A 20720-nucleotide genomic window follows, 5' to 3' on the forward strand; every position below is an offset into this window, starting at 1 on the left:
ATCGGAGGAGGTCTATCGCCCGCCATTGCTCGAACCCTTCCGAACAGGGCGGGTTCTACGCAAGTAGACATCTGGTTTTAAGGCGCCGGCGCGACGCGCCTGTTTACGCTGCTCTATCCATGCTTCTACTTCGGCCAAGTCCCAAACCACGCAGCGTGGTGTCAGGTTGAATCGACGCGGGAACTCGCCGCGCCGCTCCATTTCGTAGATCGTCGTCTCTGCCAGGGGGACGATCTGGTGCAACTCTTGGCGCCGAATGGTGCGACGGAAAGGCAGTATCCCCTGCTTGGCGAACTGCGGAACTTCGTCGTAGGCGCCGGAGCCGGGCAGGGGAACAGAATAGGAGGGCTCTTGGGCCTCGTCGTCTCGGCAGGCTGGTTGCAATGGATAACTGGCCATGTTGAACTCCGTCGGGTGCGGCCTTGCAAGGCCTGCTGCCGCGCGAAGTAATGGTGGCTTTCTATCGCTATCGGGAAAACCCGCTGGGGAGTAGCGTAGCGTGCTTGCGGGGATACAGCCGGCAGTGGAGGAGTCAGAAGAGAGGCTAAAGAGGCGAGATTTCACCAGCGCTCTGCAAATGGTTGGAAGAGCGACTGGAGAAAGCCTTCGACGGGAGCCGGCTCCAGGCCTTGTAGCAGGGGCGCGTCTGGTCGCTATCGAGGTGCGGCTGTTAGATGCCAAGGCGTGCTGGGCGGTGTAGAAGCTTTCCGGGCCAACAATCATTGGGACACGAGTAGCGGCATTGGCACCTCCATAAGAAGTGTTCTAGTTACACCGCCGAACAGAACTTCGCTCGCTCTCAGTCGGCTATAGGCACCAAATACAAGCAGGTCGCATTGGCTAAATCTCGCCCGATTGATGATTACGTCAGCCACAGTGTGACCTTTTGACGTGGTGACTACCAAATTGACCTTGACATGGTGCCGCACGAGGTAGGCTGCCATGTCCGCTCCTGGTTGATCTCCGTGGACATCTGCTTTTTGCTCGGGATCGACCACCAGCAATGTGACCTCTCGGGCGTTAGCGAGGATGGGGAGCGCATCGGCGATTGCGCGCCTGGCTTGTCTGCTGCCATTCCAAGCTACGAGCACATTTTCGCCGATAGATGTTTTCTGCCAGGTGCGCGGCACTACGAGGATCGGCGTCCCCGTTTGCCGCAGTATCTGGTGCGTGGACCACATTAAGGGAGTGCCAGGGATATCGGGATGTCCGATGACAAGAAGGTCACAGTAAAGTGCGTGAAGGGAAGATTCACTACTAGACTCCGCATTGGAGATGATGCGTAGTTCTCCGCTCGCACTACTGCGCAGAAGTGCTTCGTTCAGTTTTTCGCTCATTTCAAGCGAGCTTGCAACAAGTGCTGATCGCTGTCGCGCAATCACCTCACTCAGGGCGGCGCCGACAGCGAATGCTTCATGGGGGTGCGTTGGAACATGTGGCTGCGCGGTGATTGCGATAATGTGGGAATGCAGAGTTTCGGCTAACTCCACCGCTATGTTCAGCAAATGCTGCCCTTCCGGGCTGGCGTCGAAAAGTACGGCGATGTCTTTCATCATGATTGACATGTGATCTCATCCGTCGCGAATAGAGAATGCGTATTCATGGCATTGCTGATCGGTGCCTACCCGGTTATGGGCAAATTAGAAGAGAAGCCAGGGAGGCGATGTTCAATCGGCTCCCTGGAAGTGGCTGTCGTCACGACAGTCGATCGCCCTTTGGGGAGGGCGGAACGGAGACCGCCTCTTAGAAACAGGCGGCTCCGTAGGTGCTGTCGAGAGGGGAGATCGACAGCAGCGCGGATAGACGTGCAATGGAATGTAGGAACTGTGCATGGCTTAGTGCATGCCGACCACCAATGCCACGCCGTTGATGAAAGGTGATTTGTCCGATGCCAGAAAATGTACGGCGTTGCTCACATCTTCAGGCCGGCCGGCGCGATGCACTGCCGTACCAGCGATAGCTGCGCTTAGAAAGGCCTCCCTCTCTGGGAGCAGGTCGAGGATAGGTGTCACGGCCACGCCAGGATGAATGGAGTTCGCCCGGATGCTATGGGGACCGAACTCCTTTGCGGCAACTTTCGTCATTCCCGTAAAGGCGAACTTCGAGGCTGTACATGCAATGACACAGGGCTCTCCTATCAGAGCTACCACGGATGAGATGTTGATGATTGCCCCACCTCCTGCGTACACCATTGATTCGCGCACTGCCTTCGCCACAGACTCTTCTCAGATGAAGATCGGAGGCATTTGCATGGTACCTATGGGCCGCGGCCAAATTAACGCGAAAATTCGAGATTCTCTGTCCAACTTTCTTGAACATAGCTCGCAATTACTTCGACTTCAGCGATGGAGCTACCAGGAGGAAAAGTTAGGAGTTGCATGGACTGGCAATAGTCTGAACCCGGCAGGGTTGCCCCAGTAGTCGATCGAAAGCACCCAAGGTGCTCCGCAGCCTACGCAGACATACTTATCAAGTCGTTGAAGGGTGGAAAAGGGTGGAGCTGTCGTTGTTGCTACGTGTCGAAGCTGCTCGTGAGGTTGGATACCAGGCTGGCACGATGCCAGTCCGTGGCAGGCTTCGCAGAGAACAGGAGCATGTCCATAGCTAACCATAGATGCCGACGACGCTGTCATTTCGCTATCACTCATCCCACACGTTCCGGCCAGCCTTTCCCACGCACTGCTAAGACAGCCGTGCGTGTTGGTGACCCCATTCTATTGATAGCTCATGGTGAACGTCGCGATCCCTCTGACGATGCCCGGGCCGACCGTCCCCGTAGAGATGTATTGCGCGGTCAGGGGAATACGGGTGGTGCTGTCGGAGCCGCCGACGAGCCACTGATTGACGTTGCCGGGCAGGGCGGAGTCTGGGCCATAAGCAATGGGCGTTCCGTCTGACTTTAGAAGTCGCAACCTCACGCCCGTCGAGGTCGAGCCGCTCGCGGGTGAAAGCAGGTTCGAGCGGTTGCTGGGTGCTGTTGCATCCGTGAGCGTCACATAGACGTTAGAGCCGGTTTGGCATGACAAGCCGACCGAGAATCCTGTATTTCCAGCCGTTGTGCCTGCAGGGCTCAGTGTGCGAGAGGCGACATCTGGCAGGGTGACATTAACCTGGGGTGTTGTGACGGTGCAGGTCGACGAGACAATGGTGGTATTGCCAACCCCAAAGGTGGCTTGAGGGCCGGACTGTTGATTGAGCGGGATGTTGTGGCTGCGAAGATCCAACAGGTTCGATATGTTGATTGGGCCCGATGTCACTTGCGCTGCCGTCTTCACAAGCTGATAGCTGAACGTGTAAGTGCCGACGTAAGCTTCTCTCTGCGTTTGCGGTGCGAAGTCGTCCCAGCTTGGAGAGCCCCATGACGATAGCACGCGATTTCCGTAGCTGAGCGCAAGTGCCCGAATGCCAATACCGGGCATGCCCGTTTCCCAAACACCGGCAACGGTACTCGACACCTGCATTTTGGGGAAGTACTGGAGATAGAAGCCGCTATTTGGATTCCCGACATTGACTGGACAGTTGATTGTCCCTGATGACGTGCGCGCAGGACCAATTGCTGTTCCTATGCTCGCGTCGCGAGGGACGGTGACCGTACCGAACGAGATCGACGAGGTATTGCTCGTGATTGTGCACTGCTGCGCCTGTACGTCGGTTGCCGCTAGAAATGCCAGTCCGAAGAGTGCGATGCCCTGAACAGCGAGTGAGCGATGCCTCGCTAACGCATTGGTCTGTACCATAAGACTTGCCTTATTCATCAGTTGGATGGGGAGACCATCGGAAGAATGGAAAAGCGCGAGGGGTGCGGTGCACTATTTGACCTGCTCTGCTGAATCCTGGGCGCGTGAATCTGCTGCTTCATATGGAGGACGGCATATCGCATTGACCTGCGCATAGGTCACGGCCTTTCCAGTCTTGGGCGGCAGTCTGTAGTCGATCAGACAGTGTTGGTGTGCCGCCGAACCCAATGCGACCTTCAGTGTGCCCGCGTCGTCGGCGCCCCGAATGAAGATTCTGCCTCCTTGGCCAACCGCGCCCACTTCCACGTTCTTCTCGTTCAACACGCTTGCGCCGAACGGAAGCGGTGAGCCGTCCTGTTGGCGCGCTGAAACTACTGCCGCTCGCCCGTTCACGGTTCCGAACCGAATCATCACAACCGAGTTCGCACGCGGCGCGATCTGCGCACTCGTGCTTTTCAGTTCGACTTCGAGCGGCAGGCCCTTGGGATCGAGGTCAACGGTGTTGATGCTGTACGGCGTCAGATAGGGAACCACGGCATAGCCGCGCGCATCGATACTCACGCCTGGAGCATTCGTGATACGGGCACCTCGGGCATCCTTGGCCTCGATGACTCCTACCGTTTCTCCCAAGTCGTTTGCCAGGGTGACGCCGCCGGGGTGTGCAACGATCGCGCCCGACAGGCCCGCCGAGTACTGAGAATTTCCAGAACCCGTGCTTGCGCTAGTGGATACGGTGGAATAGGGACTGCGATACTGAATGTTTCCACCGCCCACGGTGGATTCCGCCGACCTGTCAATGTTCAAGCCGTAGCTCAGGGAATTGTCGGGGAGCGCCGAGCCATTTAGCGTCGCTTGCTGAGAGGAACCGCTGATGCTGTTGTCCGCGTGGCGAAGTGACAGCGTAGGCGCATGCGTGCCGCGGCCCAATGGCATCGTCAGTGTCAGGTATACCTGGTTGCTCATCCGGCCGGTCAGTACTTCACGCTGGCGCGAAGCTGAAATGCTGTAGCTAAAGGTGGTGCCAAGTGCCCTCACGTTGTTGTTGTACCCAACTTGGAACTGCGTTGCGCTGCCACTGCGATTCCAGTAGTCGAGCGAGGATCCGGTCGCATACAAGTTCCCCCAGCGATCACCCAGATCCTGGCTCAATGTCAATTGGTACTGGTTGCGCTGACGGTCCACGGTGAGTGGATCTCGACCCTGGGCGACGCGGTCACGGGCGAGGAACGCGTCCTGCATTTGCCAGTAGCCACTTGAGGAGTGGCGATAAGCCGCGACAGTAAAGTTCGTGTTGGTAGACGGCACGAACTTGCTGTAGCTCACGCGGAAGCTCTGCCCGTTTGTGTTATCGATACCCCGGATATCCGCCTTGGCTTTTGTCGCGTCGATGGAAACCGCGCCGAGCGGAGTATTGAACGCCGCGCCAGCAAGTGCAGCGAGATAGCCATCGCCAACTACGAGACCAGAGTACCCGGTTACGAGATTGCTGAGCCCCTGCTGCACCGTCGCCTGGAGCACCTTGTCTTTACCCGAGAACTGGGTGTTGCGTACCTCACCCGCCGCCACCGAGAATCGAGTGATGCCGGGCCGCAATAGCTGAGTGACCGACGCGTACGGCACGATGAAACTCTGTTGTCTACCGTCTGCCTCCGTGACCGTGACTTGCAGGTTGCCACCATAGCCTGTGGCATACATATCCTTGATCTCAAACGGGCCCGGGGAGACGGTCGTTTCATAGAGTTTGTTGCCATTCTGCGTGACCGTCACGCGGGCATTAGACTGTGCGACGCCTCGAATCGTTGGCGCATAGCCGCGTAGTGACTCTGGCAACATTCGGTCGTCGCTGGAGATTTGGACTCCGCGGATACCGAAGCTGTCGAACACCGCGCCATCGGTGAAGGCATCGCCCAGCGTAAGCTGACTGCTCAGCTTAGAAATATCGCGCTGGACGTAGGTCGCAATGTTCTCGTACGTTCGCGGCGCCTGCGAGTTCCACGTAACAGCAGAGCGCTGACGGAAATGCCAGCCTCCTAGATTGATGCCAGAATCCAGACCAAGAAACGTCGTCGAATCCGACGTTTTACCGCTCAGGTGATAACTGTTTAGGTTGTAGGCCAAGGTCGCCGAGGGTACGCCATTGTCCCAGTACTCGGGGCTTACGTAGCCCCGGGGCATACGCCGCAGCATGGCCTGTGGAATGCTCAAATCCAATCGCAGGTCTGCCATTTCGAGCGACCAAGACGATTCCTTGATGAGCGCGGACAGATTGAGGCACGCGCCGGCGGCCAGCTTTTCAAGCGCCTTTCGGCCATGCGCGGTGAGCTGCTCGAACTCTATGTTCAGCTTATCGACGACTGATTTGTCCAGACACGGTGCAGCGGCTGCACCAGGCCCGTCAAAACGTACCGCCTGGCGGCCGAGCCAATCGCCGTTGAGGTACAGGTCGACTAAGTACTCACCTGGCGTTATCGGGTTGCCGTTCGCGAAGCGCGAAACGTCGACGTGCTGGCCTTTCGAACGCATCACGAACAGGTCATTGAAGATGACGGTCTCGGCGGAGCTCGGGTTGCTTGTCCCGTTTGCCAGGGCTGCGATGGGAAGGTGGAATGCCAGAACGCCGGAGGCGAAAGCGCACAACACCGCGGGTCTGTATTCAACGCGCGATTGCATGTATTGGTCTCTGGTACATCTAATTCACGGCGCGTGCCTTGGCCGGCGAATGCCGGGCAGGACCACGCGATTCCTTGTGGTAGCGCTCTTGACGAGCGCAATCAGCGAACGGTCAAGGCTTCTGCAGCTGTTGTGCGGGGAAGACTCCCTCAACTCCTGCGCCGTAGTCGTTGACTGACATGAAATCAACCTTGGTAGGTACTTCCGAGTTGATGTGTGTGACGGGGCCGACATCGAACTCGGCCGTTGCACGTGGGGCCACCATCGCACCGGTATCGTTTCGCCAGACCACGCCACCGACCTCTGTGGCGACTTTGCTGATAGTCACGTGGAAGGGCGAGGGGTTGGTCGCCACCAGTACATACTTGTTGTCATCTTTACGGACGAATCTCCATGTCATCTGCGCCGCTGCGCCAGCTGGGTCGCCAGGCAGCCCAGTCGGACGGAAGAAGAGTTTGATTCGCGTTCGGAATGCCAGCTGCAGGGAGTTGGGCGCTTCGGGAGAAGCGGCAGCCTGGGGCGGGATCTCCAGTACGTTAAGCCAGAAGAGCGATTCGCGATCCGAAGCCAGTGGGTCCTGGCTGTAGATGATGCGCAAAGCTTGGCCCTTCTTCGGGTCAACTCGGAACAGGGGCGGGGTGAGCGTGAACGGTACGCTGACTTCATCTGGCAGAGCATTCACGTTGCCGTCATCGATCCAGGTTTGGACGAGCGCTGATAGGTTGCCCTCGTTGCTCAGCTTGAGCGTGACCTCACGCTCCTTCTGCTCGTAGATGACCCGTGTTCCGCTCAGCACCACGGACGCATGTGCGAGGGCAGGGACGAGCGTCATTGCAAGAAGAACGAGCGCCGCATTGAACTTTGCTCTGACAGTCATACTGGTATCCGAATTAATTTTTGAGGCCGTCGGCGTTGGTGCATTGGTCAGTTGCCGGCGTGTTTTCCAACGCTCCTGCGGAGTGGCTGTTGAATTATTGATAAACGATGGAGTACTGCGTGACCGCACGAAGATCGCCGGCCGTGGGGCCGATAGCGCCGCCGTTGTGCGCGTATTGCGCGAAGTAGTTGAGCGTGGCGGCACCGTTGCTCAGGGCGACGGGCCGGGAGTTCTGGGTGTCCTGGCCTGCCTTTAAATGGATCTGGGTGAGGTCGCTGTTAAGCAGCATGACCCGGACGCCACGGGCGCCGGTTGCATCTGTAATGATGTTCCCGAGCTGTCCATTTTCGGTCGTGGTATTACTCGGCTCGAAGTAAACAAATACGTTGCCGGCGTTCGGCATGCACGCGGAAAGCGCGATGTTGAACGGCGTACGTCCTGCAGTTGGGTTCGCTATGGACAGCGCGGAGGTGGGGATGGTTGGCAGGGTGACCGTGAAGTCCTTGCCTCCGCCGTTGCCGTTGATCGTGCAGGTCTGCGCGGTGATTTTTCCCTTGATGGTGAGCGTGCCGTCCGCTGCCAAGGCCGTCGATGCTGTTGACAAGAACAGGGCCGCTGCTACAAGACTTGTGCCAATGTGCTTCATGGTTTTCCTCTGAACTGATGATTCCGCGACCTTGGTGTGCTCGCCGGCTGCCGGTGGACCAGAGGTCCACCGGCAAGCCTTCTTTTGCTTTAGCTGTGTGGTAATCGGTTTACTGATAGACGACCGAATACATCGACACGGCGGTAACATCGCCAGCGGTAACCGCGCCGGTCGACACGTACTGCGCGTAGTAGTTGAGCGTGGCGGCACCGTTGGTCAGCGCGACGGGCTTGGAGTTCTGGGTAGCCTGCCCGTTGTTCATGTTGATCTTCGTCATGTCCCCGTTGAGCAGGGAAACCTGGACGTTCGCTGCACCGCCCGTTGCAGTGTTGTGCAGGTTGCCCGTGCTGGAACTGGCGTTCGAGCCCGGCTCGAAGTAGACCAGGACGTTGCCGGAGTTCGGTGTGCATGCGGAAAGCGCGATGTTGAACGGAGTACGGCCAGCAGTCGCGCCCACCGCGGGCAACGCTGAGTTGGAGATGGTCGGCAGCGTGACGGTGAAGTCTTTACCTCCGCCGTTGCCGCTGATGGTGCAGGTCTGGGCGGTGATCTTGCCGTTGATGGTGAGGGTGCCGTCCGCGGCAAATGCGGCCGGTGCGCTGGTGGCGAGAAGAACAGCAGCTGCGAGAATGTTCGTGTGAATATTTTTCATGATTTACCTCATTGAAGTTTATTTGTCATCTTGGCGGTGTTGGCCTTTTGCGAGGCGAGAGCACAAAGTTGCCACGACCATCAGGACTGAATTTTCCTGAGAGCGGAAAAGGTGTCGCGACGTGGGCTACTCTTCTGCTGGTAGGTCGTGTCGACGAATCGGGTTGAGCCCGCCAGTCTGGCCTGCACAAGGGTGTTTGGTTTTGGTCGAGCTATTGGCTTGACCATGAGAGATTTATTTGCTGAGCGCTACATAGGCTTCCCTCGCTATATATGACAGTCCATTGAATGCTCCTAAATAATCATTAACCTAGGAAAAACCATGCAGGGGCCTCTGCTAAGCTCGGGCTATAGCTAGGGCAGGGCAGCAACTTGCGACCCATCTTGTAGTTCTCGTGTATTGGCTGCGCGGACAGGCTGTATCGAAGGCTTCAGAGGGACGAGTTTCGTATCAAAAGCGGGCGTTCTGCCCAGCTTGGGTTTATCAGAGGCTCGCTGAAAATATTGCCCTGGGCCCAATTTGCGGCAGTTCTTCTTGCCAGGGAAAGATCACTCGAACTCTCTATTCCTTCGATAACGACTTGTCGCGTGAATACCGAACAAAGATCGGTTAGGCGGACAAGGGCTTCCGCGTGCTGCTGGCTCCCACGTGCGCGCCGTAGATAGCCAGAGTCGATCTTGATGATGTCAGGCCGTGCGCGCCGCACGTATTCCAGGGTGGTAAATCCCGCGCCAAAGTCGTCGATTGCGATCTGACAGCCCAGTCGTTGCAGATGCTGGACAAATTCAATGGCTGCGTTAACGTCGAGTAGGGGCGAGCGCTCGGTAATTTCAATAGTTAAGCGCGACGCCAATTCAGGCTGAGACGCCAGAAATTCCAGTATGCATGTCCACCACGTGTCGATCGTCGCGCTATGAGAAGAGATATTGCACCCAAGGTTTAGCTGGGGCTGCTGGTGGAGGATGTCCAGTACGTTCAACACCACGCTGCGGTCAAGTCGGCGGATCAGGCCGAGTCTTTCGAGTGTGCTGATAGCATCGATGCTGGTGATGTTTCTTTCCGCGAAGTATCCAGCGAAGCGCAACAAGCCCTCCTCATACAGTGTCTCGTTTCCATTACTAAGAGACACGATCGGTTGGAAGGCTAGCGCGAATTTATGCTGGCCGAGCTTCTGATAAAAATCGCCCACAAACTCCATGTCACGCTCATAGGCCAAGCGCCAGGCGATGGTGTGCTGGATTTCAGGCAGGGGAACGGCCGCCGATGGCGTCAGCTGATTGATCTCTGAGGAAGAAGGAGGCCCCAATACATCAAGCGCAACGAAGCCCACAGAGAGCACCGGGTAGACCGACGAGCCTTCAACCTTGAAGGGCGGCGCGGTCAGTACCAACTGCCAGCGTTCCAGTTCCTGCTGCAAAAGCCTGGGCTCAGTAGGAAAACCTTCATGCAGGTGCATGAGGAACGAGTCTTCGCTGACCACGGAAATCGTGGCGCCTCGGCTATGTCCACGAAACCAGAGTTCTCGCATGAAGGCGAGGGAAAAGCTCTGGCCATAGGCCACACGGATATGCTGCAGATTTCGTAGCGCAACAAATATGTGCGTGAACTTGGTCGACGGAGTTTTTCCGGCTTCGTTATGGCGATATGCTGAATGATTAGGTAGCGCTGCTACGCAAAGTTTCAGGGCTGAATTTATGGACTTTCGGCTATTAATTTTACGCATCTAAGGCTCATCCACTGCAATTGATACTCGCCCGCTATTCAGTGCGCAGCGCGCTGAAAAAAGGAAAGGAGTGCGGGAGCCGAAAGGCTGCATAGTTGGCTCATCAGGATGAAAAATCTGATGCGCGTCACAATAAATTCTATTGAATTTATGATCAATGGCGATAATATGGACTATGAGTTAAATATTATTGAACAATGAGGATCTGCTATGTTCAGCAAGGGCCTTCACGCTCTGGTGACTCATAAAGAATCTCCGTGGCGCTTTGCGTTTTCCTGGCTCGACACCGATTTTTCTGGTCACTAACAGGCGTGAGAACGCAGGACGTCATTGGTCCGTAAGAATGACCAGTGGCAGTGTTGATGCTGCGCATCTCCATCCGGGGTGTTTTGTCCCCTTGGGCTTCCATCGCTGATGCCTGTGGTCCGACATTCATCGTCGGGCCTGTGCGCTCCGCTTGCTCATCCGTGTCATCGTTGGGAAGTCTGCGGCGGTCTTGCCGTTCCCTTTAACGTGTCACGGCGTTCTCACCGGTAAGGGCTGCACGCGCTGGCGTTTGCGGCCTGCGGCCGTCTGCGTCCCGACCGCTTGCGGTGCGCCGTGCTGGGACGGTTCCGGGCAATTCCGCCCGAGCAATCGGAGATCGTCATGAACGATGAATCGCACGTTTCGCTGGAACAACGCGTCTGCCTGGTCCACTGTTCTACAACCGCAAGCTGCGCCGGTTGGTGGCGGTGGAGTTGAAGATCGGCGAGTTCAAGGCGGCCTACAAGGGGCAGATGGAGCTTTAGCTGCGCTGGCTCGACAAGCACGAGCGCGTGCAAGAAGAAGCCTCAGCTGGCGACCGAGCGGGTGCGGTTGCAGATCGAGCAGCGCAAGACGGACTACGAGTAGTCCTGTCCCAACCAGTTGGGCGTCCCGGCGTGCCGCCGTCGCGCTGTCGTGCTGCGCATCGAGCCTCGCTGCGCGAGTCTCGCCCCATTCGGGCTTACATCGTTCCCTCGCTTCGCTCGGCTGACGCCTCCGGCCCGGCTCGATGATCCGTGCCTGCGCGCTTCGCTTGCCCAAAGACGGGTGTGTGCAGTGGGCGGGGTGTGGGCGGTCTTGCTGTTCCTTGCACCGTATCACGGCGTTCTCGCCGTCAAGGGCGGCGCGCGCCACGCGCGCTTGCGTCCTGGCGGCCGTCTGCGACCCCTGACTGCTTGCGTTGCGCCGTGCTGGCGACGGTTCCGGGCAATTCCGCCCGTGCAACCGGAGATCGTCATGAACGACAAATCACACGTTTCCCTCGAACAGCATGTTTGCCTCGTTTGCGGCAAGCCGTTCGATACCGGCGCCATCCTGCTGGACAAGCGCCTGCGCGCGAGCATGGAGCGCCATACGGCGACCGGCTGGGGTCTGTGCCCCGAGCATCAGAAGCTGTCCGACGATGGCTTTGTCGCGCTGGTCGAATGCGATCCGCAACGCAGCGGTTCGCAGGCCAGTGGCCGCATGAAACCCGAACAGGCGTACCGGACGGGGCGCCTGGCGCACCTCAAGCGCGAAGCCTTCGCGCAGGTGTTCAACGTGTCGATCGCGGCCGACCAGCCGTGTGTCTTCGTCGAACCCGGCGTGATCGAGCAGTTGCAGACGATGACGGCGAACTGATCGCGCCTGGTGCCATCCGGTGCGCTGCCCTGCGGGGCGGCGCACCTTTTTTTCTGCTGCGTCCTGGTGCCGATGACTTCGCGCCTGCGGCGCTGCGCGCTGGCGCTTGCACTCCAGGGGAAGTGCCTTCGGCACATCCCCGCCGCGCTTCGCTTGGCGCCCCTGCAATACCGCCGCCCCGGCTGCGCCGGCGCGGCAATACCGATGCCGCAAAGGCTGCTTATCCACCACAGAAGATCCACGCTGCATCTCCACGACTGCATGGGCGTCCCCGGCCAAAAAGCATGGCCGGTCGCGCTGTCGTGCTTCGCATCGAGCCGCCTGCGGCGTCTCGCACCCTTCGGGCTTCCATCGTTCCCTCGCTCCGCTCGGCTGACGCCTTCGGCCCGGCTTCCAGCTTCAGGCCTGCGCGCTTCGCTTGCGTGCGGTCAGCACAAAGGGATGGCCGTTGCCTTGTCCAGCCGTCTCCCCTGACTTCATCACCTTACCCGCGACCGTAGCCCGCTCCCGTGTGCCGTCAAGGCGCGCAGGGCCGTGTCCTCGGCTGCGCCTGCGGGCCGCACCAACCCTGCGCTTGTCTCCTTGACGGCCCCCGTCCGCGCGCTCCTTTGGCCGCGGGCGATGAACTCAGGAAAGACGGTGGCAACAGGGCCAACCGGGTTCCTCGTGCCGACCGCACCGAACAGCCGAAAGGCTGGGCTCCGAATCTAGGAATCCGGTGTGCGGTTTGAACAGCAAACCCTTTTCGTCAGGAGAAATGCCATGCAACTCGCATCCCGATTCGCTTCCCGTTCCCCGTCGCTGCGCAGCGATTACCCGCTGTCCGATGACCAAATCCGCCGTGTGGCCCCGTCCATCTTCGCGGACGCCCCGCACGAAAGCCGTTCCGAACGGTACGCCTACATCCCCACCGCCGCCGTGCTGGCAGAACTGCGCAAGGAAGGGTTTGAACCCTTCATGGCAGCGCAAACCCGCGTGCGCCACGACGACCGCCGCGACTACACCAAGCACATGCTGCGCCTGCGCCACGCCAGCCAGATCAACGGCGCGGAAGCCAATGAAATCGTGCTGTTGAACTCGCATGACGGCACGAGCAGCTATCAGATGCTGGCCGGAATGTTCCGGTTCGTTTGCAGCAATGGCCTTGTCTGCGGCGACACGGTGGCGGACGTTCGCGTGCCGCACAAAGGCGACGTGGCCGGTTCCGTCATCGAAGGCGCTTACGAAGTCTTGCGCGGCTTCGACCGCGTGCAGGAATCCCGCGATTCCATGCGCGCCATCACCTTGAACGATGGCGAATCCGAAGTGTTTGCCCGCGCCGCGCTGGCCCTCAAGTACGACGACCCCGACAAGCCCGCGCCCATCACGGAATCGCAAATCCTGATGCCGCGCCGCCACGACGACCGCCGCCCGGACTTGTGGAGCGTGTTCAACCGCACGCAAGAGAACCTGACCCAAGGCGGCCTGCGCGGGCGCAGCGCCAACGGACGCCGCCAGCAAACCCGCCCGGTACAGGGCATCGACCAAAACATCCGCCTCAACCGTGCGCTTTGGCTGCTGGCCGATGGCATGCGCCAGTTGAAAGCCTGAACCCCCCACGCGGCAGGGGCAGGCAGCAGCCCTTGCCGTTTCTCTCGCTGCTGCATCCCTAACCGCAAGGAGTTATCACCATGAACGCCGTTACCCAAATCGAAACCCGCACCATCGAAACCGCCGCGCTTCTGGAAGTGGCCGACCCGACCAAGAACCTGATTTTGGTTCCGCTCTCGCAGTTGCTGCCGCGCCGCTCCAAGCGCAATGCACGCAAGACGCCGCGCCTGTCCATCCCTGAACTGGCCGCGAGCATCGCCCGCATCGGTCTGCTGCAAAACCTCGTCGTCATCCTGTCCGCCGATGGCGAGCAATACGAAGTGGTGGCGGGCGACCGCCGACTGACCGCGTTGAAGCTGCTGGCGAAGAAAATGCGCATCGCCGCCGACTACGAAGTGCCGTGCCTGCTGGTGGCCGATGCTTCGGCGCGCACCGTCAGCCTAGCCGAGAATCTGCTGCGCGAGCAGATGCACCCCGCCGACCAGTTCGAGGCGTTCGCCGCACTGGTCAAGGAAGGCCGCCCCATCGAAGACATTGCCGCCGACTTCGGCGTGTCCCCGCTGGTGGTGCAGCGCCGCTTGAAGCTGGCCAACGTCTCGCCGCGCCTGCTGGCCGACTACCGGGCCGGCGCCGTCACGCTGGAACAGTTGATGGCCCTGACCATCACCGACGACCACGCCGCGCAGGAAGCCGCGTTCTACGGTGCGCCCGAATGGCAGCGCGGCGCGTCCGCGCTGCGCGAACGCCTGACCGAACGCGAAATCGACGTCACGCACCCGCTGGTGCGCTTCGTTGGGCTGGACGCCTACACGGCGGCGGGCGGCGGTATCCGCCGCGACCTGTTCGCGGAAGGCGATGCCGGAACCCACCTGACCGACGCCGCGCTGCTGGAAACGCTGGTGCGCGGCAAGCTGGATGCGCTGGCCGGGGACGTGCGCGCCGAGGGTTGGGCGTGGGTGGAAGCTGTGCCGCACATGAGCTATGCCGAGCGGCAGGCGTTCCAGAACGCGCCGCGCCAGCGCCGCGAACCGAATGCCCGCGAAGCCCGCCGCATCGCCTCGCTGCAAACCCGCCTCGACAAGATCGACGCCGAACTGGAAGAAGCCTACGACGCCGAGGACGAGGACAAGACCGAAGCGCTGGAACCGCGCCGCGAACAGGTCGCCGGGGAACTGCAAGCCGTGGAGGAAGCCTTGCAGGGCTACGCCCAGGACGTGCGCGCCGTGGCCGGTGCCGTCCTCACCCTCGACCGCAGCGGCGAATCCGTGATTCATCGCGGGCTGCTGCGCGAAGCCGAAGCCAAGGCGCTGCGCACGCTGGAACGCTTGCGGCAGGGGTTCCGCAACGCGGAGGGCGAAGCCGGGAACGACGACGAAGGCGAGGATGCCGAGCAGCCCAAGGCCGCGAGCCTGTCCGACCGGCTGGCGCAGCGCTTGAGCGCGCACCGCACCGCCGCGCTGCAAATCGAAGTCGCCCGGCATCCGCACGTCGCGCTGGCCGCACTGGTGCATGGCATGGTGCAAACCGTCTTGCAGGACAGCCACTACGGCCGCGACTTGCCGCTGGGCGTGCGCCTGACCGTGCAAGACCGGCTGGAAGGCATGGCCCCCGACTGGCCCGAGTCGCCTGCCGCCGTGGCCCTGCGCGAGTTGCAGCAGGTCGCGGGCGAAGCGCTGCCGCAGGACAGCGCCGAACTGTTCGCCGCGCTGCTGGCGATGGAGCAAGGCGAACTGGTGCGGCTGCTGGCGGTATGCGTAGCGGCGACCGTGGACGTGGTGACGCCTCGCGCCACGCCGCACCAGCCCGGCGCGGAACTGGCGCAGGCCGTGGGGCTGGACATGGCGGCATGGTGGCAGCCCACCGCAGACGGCTACTTCCAGCATGTGCCGAAGGCCGCGATTCTGGAAGCCGTGGGCGAGTTCGCACCGTCGCACGCTGCCCGGCTGGCGAAGTTGAAGAAGGCCGACATTGCCAGCGAGGCGGAACGGCTGGCCGATGGTACGGGCTGGATGCCCGCCATCTTCAAGGCCGAAGGCCCGGTAACTGCACCGGAGGAAACGCAGGCGCAGGACGCCCCGGAGGATGCCGAGGCAATGGCGGATGAACCCGCCGAGGCACTGGCCGCTTGACCCGCGCCGAAGGCAAGCGCCCCGGCCTCGACCGGGGCGCTTCGCTTGAAGGAGAAGCCCCCATGACCCGCACCACCACCAGCCGCCCGCGCATGGTGGCGATCTATGCGCCCGGTACGGTACGCGCCCGCAGCTGGCACGGCGAAGGCGACGTGCGCGGCTACCGTCCGCCTCGCGGTTGGACAGCCTGCGCCGACCTGACCGACTTGCACCCCATCACGGGCCGCGCCTTGCCGCGTGCCGTGTGGTGGATTATCGAAACCAAGGAATAACGAGCAGCACTGGCTCCAAGCCGTTCCGCCTTGGGGCCGGTGGTCAAAAATCCGGGCGCGGCGGTGGCCGCGCCCGGTTCCAGCGTCCAAAGCAAAATCGCCACGTCGCCGCCTTCGACCAGGCGGCGACGTGGCGGACGTGCAAGTGCCTTGCACGCGGTACGGCGATCGGCGCCCGCTGGCGCGGGCAAGGTTTCGATGGCGCCCCGCCGCAATGGGCGGGGCTTGTGGGGCTACGCCCCGGCTTGCTGCGGCAGGTTGTACCAAAGCGTGCCGTCCTCGACGCTGGGGGTTCGCGCCTGTACGTCACGAAGGGCGGTTCACCGACACGCCACCCGGCCACGCTATGGAGCATCCACGCCACGCCTCAAGCCCGTCGCCGCAATCTGCGGCAAGGAGCGTTCTCGCTTGTCGTTGGGGTGTTGGCCTTGCCAGTGTCAGGGCGCAAGCCGGTGAAGCCGTCACGCGGGGATGCCGAGTCGGCCACGTCTCCATTCGGGAGAGGGCGGCCCGTGCGTCCTTGGCTTGTCGTGAATCCTGGCGAGGGAACGGCAGCGCCTTGGGCTTCATGACCGCAACCTTCCAGCGAAAACAATTTCCCCGCCGCTGCGCGGCTTCCTCGCGCAGCAAATTCTTTTCGCTTCCAGGTTCTCCACGGTGTTGCGACCGCTGCGCGGTGCGGCCAGCCCATCCCCCGCCGGCCGGATCACAACAAGGACGCACTGGCGCGACCTTGTTCAACCCGAAAGGAGAAACATCATGGCTAACATCGGCACCTTCACCGCAGAGAAAGACGGCTTCACCGGCACGCTTCGCACCCTGACGCTCAACGTCAAGGTCAAGCTGGTTCCCAACGACAAGGGCGACACCGAGAACGCCCCCGACTTCCACCTTCAAGCGGCCGGCCACGAGATCGGCGCGGCGTGGAAGAAAACCAGCCAGGCCGACCGTCCGTACCTATCGGTTTCGCTCGATGACCCTTCGTTCCCGGCGACGGTCTATGCCCGCCTGATCGAGAACGACGACGGCACGCACGACCTGATCTGGTCGCGCAGCAAGCCCAAGGCAGCCTGACGGCCGCCCACCGCGCCCCGCCCATTGCGGCGGGGCGCGGTGCTGCTGGCACAGCACGTCACGCACGCACCTACGGCGTGTCGCGTTCCTTCAACACTGCCTCAAGCTCCTGGCGCACTTGCGCCAGAAGCTGGTCAACCTTGCGCGTGCTGTCGCCGGCGTACGCCAGCGTCAGCAGCGTGAGCGGATGCACTTCCATAACCTCGCATAACTCGGCCAGTTTGTGCATGGTCGGACTTTTCAGGTCGCGTTCCAGCGAACTCATATAGGTGCGGCTCGACACGTCAGAAAACGCTTCCTGGCTTAAGCCACGCGCTTTTCTGACCGTCCGTATTGCCGTCGCCAATGAGTCTTTCGCCGCCACCGATGGTTCCCCTCAAAAACCAAGATGACAGCCGATTGCGCCCTATAGGGCTACAATCTATAGTGTTCATTGCTCGTTGGGCGACCCGCCTTCGTGCTTTTACGGAAATCCGCATGGGCGGATTCAGACAGAATCGGGGAACCGCATTCTTGTCTTTCCTGGCCTGCACAATTCCGCTTCTGCGATTCCGTGCATGCACGGATTCGACGACTTGCGCCTTCGTGCTTCCCCACGAAAGCACGCATCCGCTTCGCCGGTTTCCCGCTGTGGCGGGAAGGCGCATCCCTGCATTGTCGGATTCACGGGAGTTCCGGCCATGACCCAGCTGCTCATCACCACTGATCAGCGCACGCAACTGCTCACCGTCGGCGAGGCACGCGCCGCTGGTCGGAGCATCGACCCAATGCCGGCGGTACGACTGTTCACCCCTGACGCGCACGCTATCTGGCTGCTGGCCGCGCTCGACCCAGCCGATGGCGATACAGCCTGGGGACTGATCGACCTGGGAATAGGTATGCCGGCTTTGGGAACGGTGAAGCTATCCGATCTGGCGTCAATCGTCGGGCCGCTTAAGCGGCCCGTGATGCGCGATCGTTACTTCCAAGCCATGCGCCCGCTATCGGAGTACGTTCGGCTGGCTCAAGACAACGGCTCGATCATCGACTGAGCAGCCACAGAGACGACCGTGAAATGCGGGTCAAACCGAGCGAATTGTGACTATCCCGGTCTTGGTCAAGATCAAATAGGTCTTGATCCACTTCATTGCAACGAATGACTGAGTGTCTGACCGAAATAGACATGATCTTTGGTGCGGACTTCGGCACGGTGTCCAATGCTGACGCCAATTGTTCAGGCGTTTCAGCCGTCGCATTGTGACGATTTCTGCAATGCACCGGAGCCAATCGATCTTGACACAAGAAGCTACAGCTTACCCCGATTTCGATGACAACTTGATGGCGATTCGATAGCTCCCGCACGCCGGAATCCGTGGCGACGTTCCTTCTGATCGACAGGAGATTGCGTCATGGCTGACCCGAGCGCCGAACACTGGTATCCGACCGCCGCGTATCTCTACACGCTGCACCTCGACGGCCCTGCGCTGGCGTGGGAGTATCTGCGCCGCCATCCCGACTACCGCCGCGACTGGCTGCGCCGACGCCGCCGGCCGGAGGCGGCGCACGTTTGGGGGCTTCGCCTGCTCGAAGATCCCGTTCTGGATGCGCGCGACGCGCATCCGGCCTGGTTCCCTGACCACGATGCCGTCGTGCAGCTCTGCCCGGACGCCGACCCGTCACCCGATGCGGTGGTCTTTGCGTTCTGGCGTATTCCCGGCCAGAAGCACCTAATCCACGATGGTAAACGCTTGGTGCTACTGACACGCTGGCCGGGCTGCTGCCTGCGGCTGGTGATCGCTCGCGGCCTAGCCGATGGCATGGCCTACGCCTATGCCATCAGCGCCCGCGCCGCGCCCTGCGCGCGCTATCAGGCATTGGCGGCCGAGCTGGACAAGCTGGCCACCGCTAGCGATGCAGCGCCTGCGATGGCGACACGCTCCCGACCCACGCCGTCCGCGCTGCAGGAACTGCACACGTTCCAGGCGCTCGATGCGACCCTGGCGGGCGCGTCCTTGCGCGACGTGGCCCAAGGGCTGTTCGGCGCCGATGCCGTCGCGGACGACTGGTACGCCGACAGCGCCTTGCGCGCCCGCGTGCGGCGACTGGTGCGTCGTGGCGATGCGCTGATGCGTGGTGGCTACCGCCGCTTGGCACAGCTTCCGCCACCGCTGCACTAGGGGGGACGTTTCGCATTCCCTGCAAAACGTCCCTGAGCAGGAAGCCTCGCTTTCTTGAAAGTGCCTCCATCTGGCCGCGTGGTGTGGCTGGACTTGATGGAGGCTCATCCCATGCGACCCGCTCCTTTGCAGCCTGCCGCCGCTTCTGTCGCTTCTGTCGCTGCGCCCGCGCAGCCTCAACGCTACCTGACCAACGACGAAGCCGCCGAATACTTGCGGCTGTCGCCGCGCACGCTGGAGAAACAGCGCGTGATCGGCGGCGGCCCGAAGTTCCGCAAGTTCGGCCGCCGCGTCATGTACGCGGTGGCCGACCTTGATGCCTGGGCCGACCAGCGTAGCTACGAGGCTACATCCGACCCGGAATATGCTGAACGTCACGCGGGCGACTACCGTGATTGTCGCTGATCGTCGGCTCGCCGGTGGCCATCGTCATGTCCAGCCCATCGCTGCCGTCGGGGCAGCGATCGCAGCAGCAGGAACAGCTCGACCTGTTCCGCGCGCTGCCGGGCGACGGCATGGCGCCGCGCGACAGCCAGGACTTGATGGCCTTTCCGTTCTTTTCGCTGGCGAAGTCGCGGCGCACAGCGCCGATCGACTTTTGCAGCGGGAACATCACCATCCGCGTGGAAGGCACGGCCGAGCATGGCATCGCCACGATATGGGATGCCGACGTGTTGATTTGGGCGGCCTCGCAGATCGTGGAGGCGCGCGACGCAGGCATTCGCCCGTCGCGCTGGATACACGCCACGCCCTACGAAATCCTGCGCTTCATCGGGCGTGGCACGTCCCTCAACGACTACCAGCGCCTGAAAGCCGCTCTCGACCGGCTGCAATCGACCAGCGTGGCAACGTCCATCCGCGAAACTACCGGCCGGCGCCTGCATCGCTTCTCCTGGGTGAACGAATGGCGCGAGCTGGCCGATGCCAGCGGCACGCCGCTGGGCATCGAACTGATCCTGTCGGACTGGTTCTATGCCGGCGTGCTCGACGCCGCCCTGGTGCTGACCATCGACCCGGCCTATTTCCGCTTGAAGGGCGGCATCGAACGCTGGCTGTACCGCCTGGTGCGCAAGCACGGCGGGCGGCAGGAACACGGCTGGCAATTCGACTTTCGGCACCTGCACCGCAAGTCCGGCAGCGCGGCGCGCTTCTCGGACTTCGCCTACGACCTGCGCGTGCTGGTAGCGCGGCAGTCGCTGCCCGGCTACGTCCTGGGCATCGAGCCGATGCCGGGCGAAAGGCTGGATCTGCTGACCTTCCGGCCCGTGCCATCCACGGCACGGGGATAACTGCGGGAAAAGGTGTGGACGGCCTCGTGCTATCAGGAGTACCGGGTATCGTGCTATCGGGAGTACGACCCTCGTGCTATCAGGAGTACGAAAACGCCGCAAAGCCAGTAACGGCGCGGGTTTGCGCCCCCTCTAACTTACCTAACTATAAATCTCTAACTTTTAGTAGAAGCGCGTCGTTTCGGTGGACAACCACAAAACGGCACGACCAGGCCGGCTTTCCAGCAGGGAGGGCCGCGCCATGATCATCGCGTTTCT

At 61.1% G+C, this 20720-nt stretch carries 19 protein-coding genes and 1 pseudogene; 10 read left to right on the forward strand and 10 right to left on the reverse strand.

The window, feature by feature from the left end; genetic code table 11:
- Positions 1-12: 12 nt before the first annotated feature.
- The 9 genes from WKR98_RS15695 to WKR98_RS15730 all read right to left on the reverse strand — a co-directional run bounded on the left by WKR98_RS15695 (position 13) and on the right by WKR98_RS15730 (position 10305).
- Positions 13-399 carry a helix-turn-helix transcriptional regulator gene (locus WKR98_RS15695; RefSeq protein ID WP_341434029.1) on the reverse strand — a complete coding sequence of 129 codons (387 nt, stop codon included), beginning with the start codon at positions 397-399 and terminating at the stop codon, positions 13-15.
- Positions 400-719: 320 nt separating this feature from the next.
- On the reverse strand, positions 720-1565 hold the full coding sequence (locus WKR98_RS15700) for a universal stress protein (RefSeq protein WP_341434030.1): 846 nt from the start codon (positions 1563-1565) through the stop codon (positions 720-722).
- A 270-nt stretch (positions 1566-1835) separates the two neighbouring features.
- Complete coding sequence (locus WKR98_RS29265) at positions 1836-2216, reverse strand: SDR family NAD(P)-dependent oxidoreductase (RefSeq protein WP_445936102.1); 381 nt, start codon at positions 2214-2216, stop codon at positions 1836-1838.
- A gap of 498 nt (positions 2217-2714) precedes the next feature.
- The gene (locus tag WKR98_RS15705) at positions 2715-3737 is read right to left on the reverse strand and encodes a fimbrial protein (RefSeq protein ID WP_341434031.1); all 1023 of its coding nucleotides are present in this window, start codon (positions 3735-3737) and stop codon (positions 2715-2717) included.
- A gap of 72 nt (positions 3738-3809) precedes the next feature.
- Complete coding sequence (locus WKR98_RS15710) at positions 3810-6407, reverse strand: fimbria/pilus outer membrane usher protein (protein WP_341434032.1); 2598 nt, start codon at positions 6405-6407, stop codon at positions 3810-3812.
- A gap of 112 nt (positions 6408-6519) precedes the next feature.
- Positions 6520-7284 carry a fimbria/pilus periplasmic chaperone gene (locus WKR98_RS15715; RefSeq protein ID WP_341434033.1) on the reverse strand — a complete coding sequence of 255 codons (765 nt, stop codon included), beginning with the start codon at positions 7282-7284 and terminating at the stop codon, positions 6520-6522.
- 94 nt (positions 7285-7378) lie between these two features.
- Positions 7379-7930 carry a fimbrial protein gene (locus tag WKR98_RS15720; RefSeq protein WP_341434034.1) on the reverse strand — a complete coding sequence of 184 codons (552 nt, stop codon included), beginning with the start codon at positions 7928-7930 and terminating at the stop codon, positions 7379-7381.
- Positions 7931-8039: 109 nt separating this feature from the next.
- Entirely contained in the window at positions 8040-8582 is a 543-nt protein-coding gene (locus WKR98_RS15725) for a fimbrial protein (RefSeq protein ID WP_341434035.1), read from the reverse strand.
- Positions 8583-9012: 430 nt separating this feature from the next.
- On the reverse strand, positions 9013-10305 hold the full coding sequence (locus WKR98_RS15730) for an EAL domain-containing protein (RefSeq protein ID WP_341434036.1): 1293 nt from the start codon (positions 10303-10305) through the stop codon (positions 9013-9015).
- 698 nt (positions 10306-11003) lie between these two features.
- Between WKR98_RS15730 and WKR98_RS29270 the strand changes: the two are divergent.
- The 6 genes and pseudogenes from WKR98_RS29270 to WKR98_RS15760 all read left to right on the forward strand — a co-directional run.
- A pseudogene (locus WKR98_RS29270) lies at positions 11004-11093 on the forward strand (PDDEXK nuclease domain-containing protein); the annotation flags it as partial.
- A gap of 475 nt (positions 11094-11568) precedes the next feature.
- Entirely contained in the window at positions 11569-11952 is a 384-nt protein-coding gene (locus WKR98_RS15740) for an ATPase (protein WP_341434037.1), read from the forward strand.
- A gap of 762 nt (positions 11953-12714) precedes the next feature.
- Positions 12715-13542, forward strand: a complete 828-nt coding sequence (locus WKR98_RS15745; RefSeq protein ID WP_341434038.1) for a DUF932 domain-containing protein — start codon at positions 12715-12717, stop codon at positions 13540-13542.
- Positions 13543-13622: 80 nt separating this feature from the next.
- Positions 13623-15671 carry a ParB/RepB/Spo0J family partition protein gene (locus WKR98_RS15750; protein WP_341434039.1) on the forward strand — a complete coding sequence of 683 codons (2049 nt, stop codon included), beginning with the start codon at positions 13623-13625 and terminating at the stop codon, positions 15669-15671.
- Between the two features lie 62 nt (positions 15672-15733).
- The gene (locus WKR98_RS15755) at positions 15734-15943 is read left to right on the forward strand and encodes a hypothetical protein (protein WP_341434040.1); all 210 of its coding nucleotides are present in this window, start codon (positions 15734-15736) and stop codon (positions 15941-15943) included.
- Between the two features lie 759 nt (positions 15944-16702).
- Positions 16703-17017, forward strand: coding sequence for a DUF736 domain-containing protein (locus tag WKR98_RS15760; protein WP_341434041.1), 315 nt, complete (start codon positions 16703-16705; stop codon positions 17015-17017).
- Positions 17018-17087: 70 nt separating this feature from the next.
- On the opposite strand, the gene WKR98_RS15765 is transcribed toward WKR98_RS15760, so the two are convergent.
- On the reverse strand, positions 17088-17381 hold the full coding sequence (locus WKR98_RS15765) for a helix-turn-helix domain-containing protein (protein WP_341434042.1): 294 nt from the start codon (positions 17379-17381) through the stop codon (positions 17088-17090).
- A 316-nt stretch (positions 17382-17697) separates the two neighbouring features.
- Between WKR98_RS15765 and WKR98_RS15770 the strand changes: the two genes are divergently transcribed.
- The 4 genes from WKR98_RS15770 to WKR98_RS15785 all read left to right on the forward strand — a co-directional run bounded on the left by WKR98_RS15770 (position 17698) and on the right by WKR98_RS15785 (position 20462).
- Positions 17698-18048 carry a DUF2958 domain-containing protein gene (locus tag WKR98_RS15770; RefSeq protein ID WP_341434043.1) on the forward strand — a complete coding sequence of 117 codons (351 nt, stop codon included), beginning with the start codon at positions 17698-17700 and terminating at the stop codon, positions 18046-18048.
- A gap of 357 nt (positions 18049-18405) precedes the next feature.
- Complete coding sequence (locus WKR98_RS15775; protein ID WP_341434044.1) at positions 18406-19173, forward strand: DUF2285 domain-containing protein; 768 nt, start codon at positions 18406-18408, stop codon at positions 19171-19173.
- Between the two features lie 111 nt (positions 19174-19284).
- Complete coding sequence (locus WKR98_RS15780) at positions 19285-19578, forward strand: helix-turn-helix transcriptional regulator (protein ID WP_341434045.1); 294 nt, start codon at positions 19285-19287, stop codon at positions 19576-19578.
- A gap of 26 nt (positions 19579-19604) precedes the next feature.
- A complete protein-coding gene (locus WKR98_RS15785; RefSeq protein WP_341434478.1) occupies positions 19605-20462 on the forward strand; it encodes a replication initiator protein A in 858 nt (285 codons plus the stop codon).
- Positions 20463-20720: the final 258 nt, after the last annotated feature.

This window comes from Pigmentiphaga sp. YJ18, assembly GCF_038066655.1.
GTDB lineage: Bacteria > Pseudomonadota > Gammaproteobacteria > Burkholderiales > Burkholderiaceae_B > Pigmentiphaga.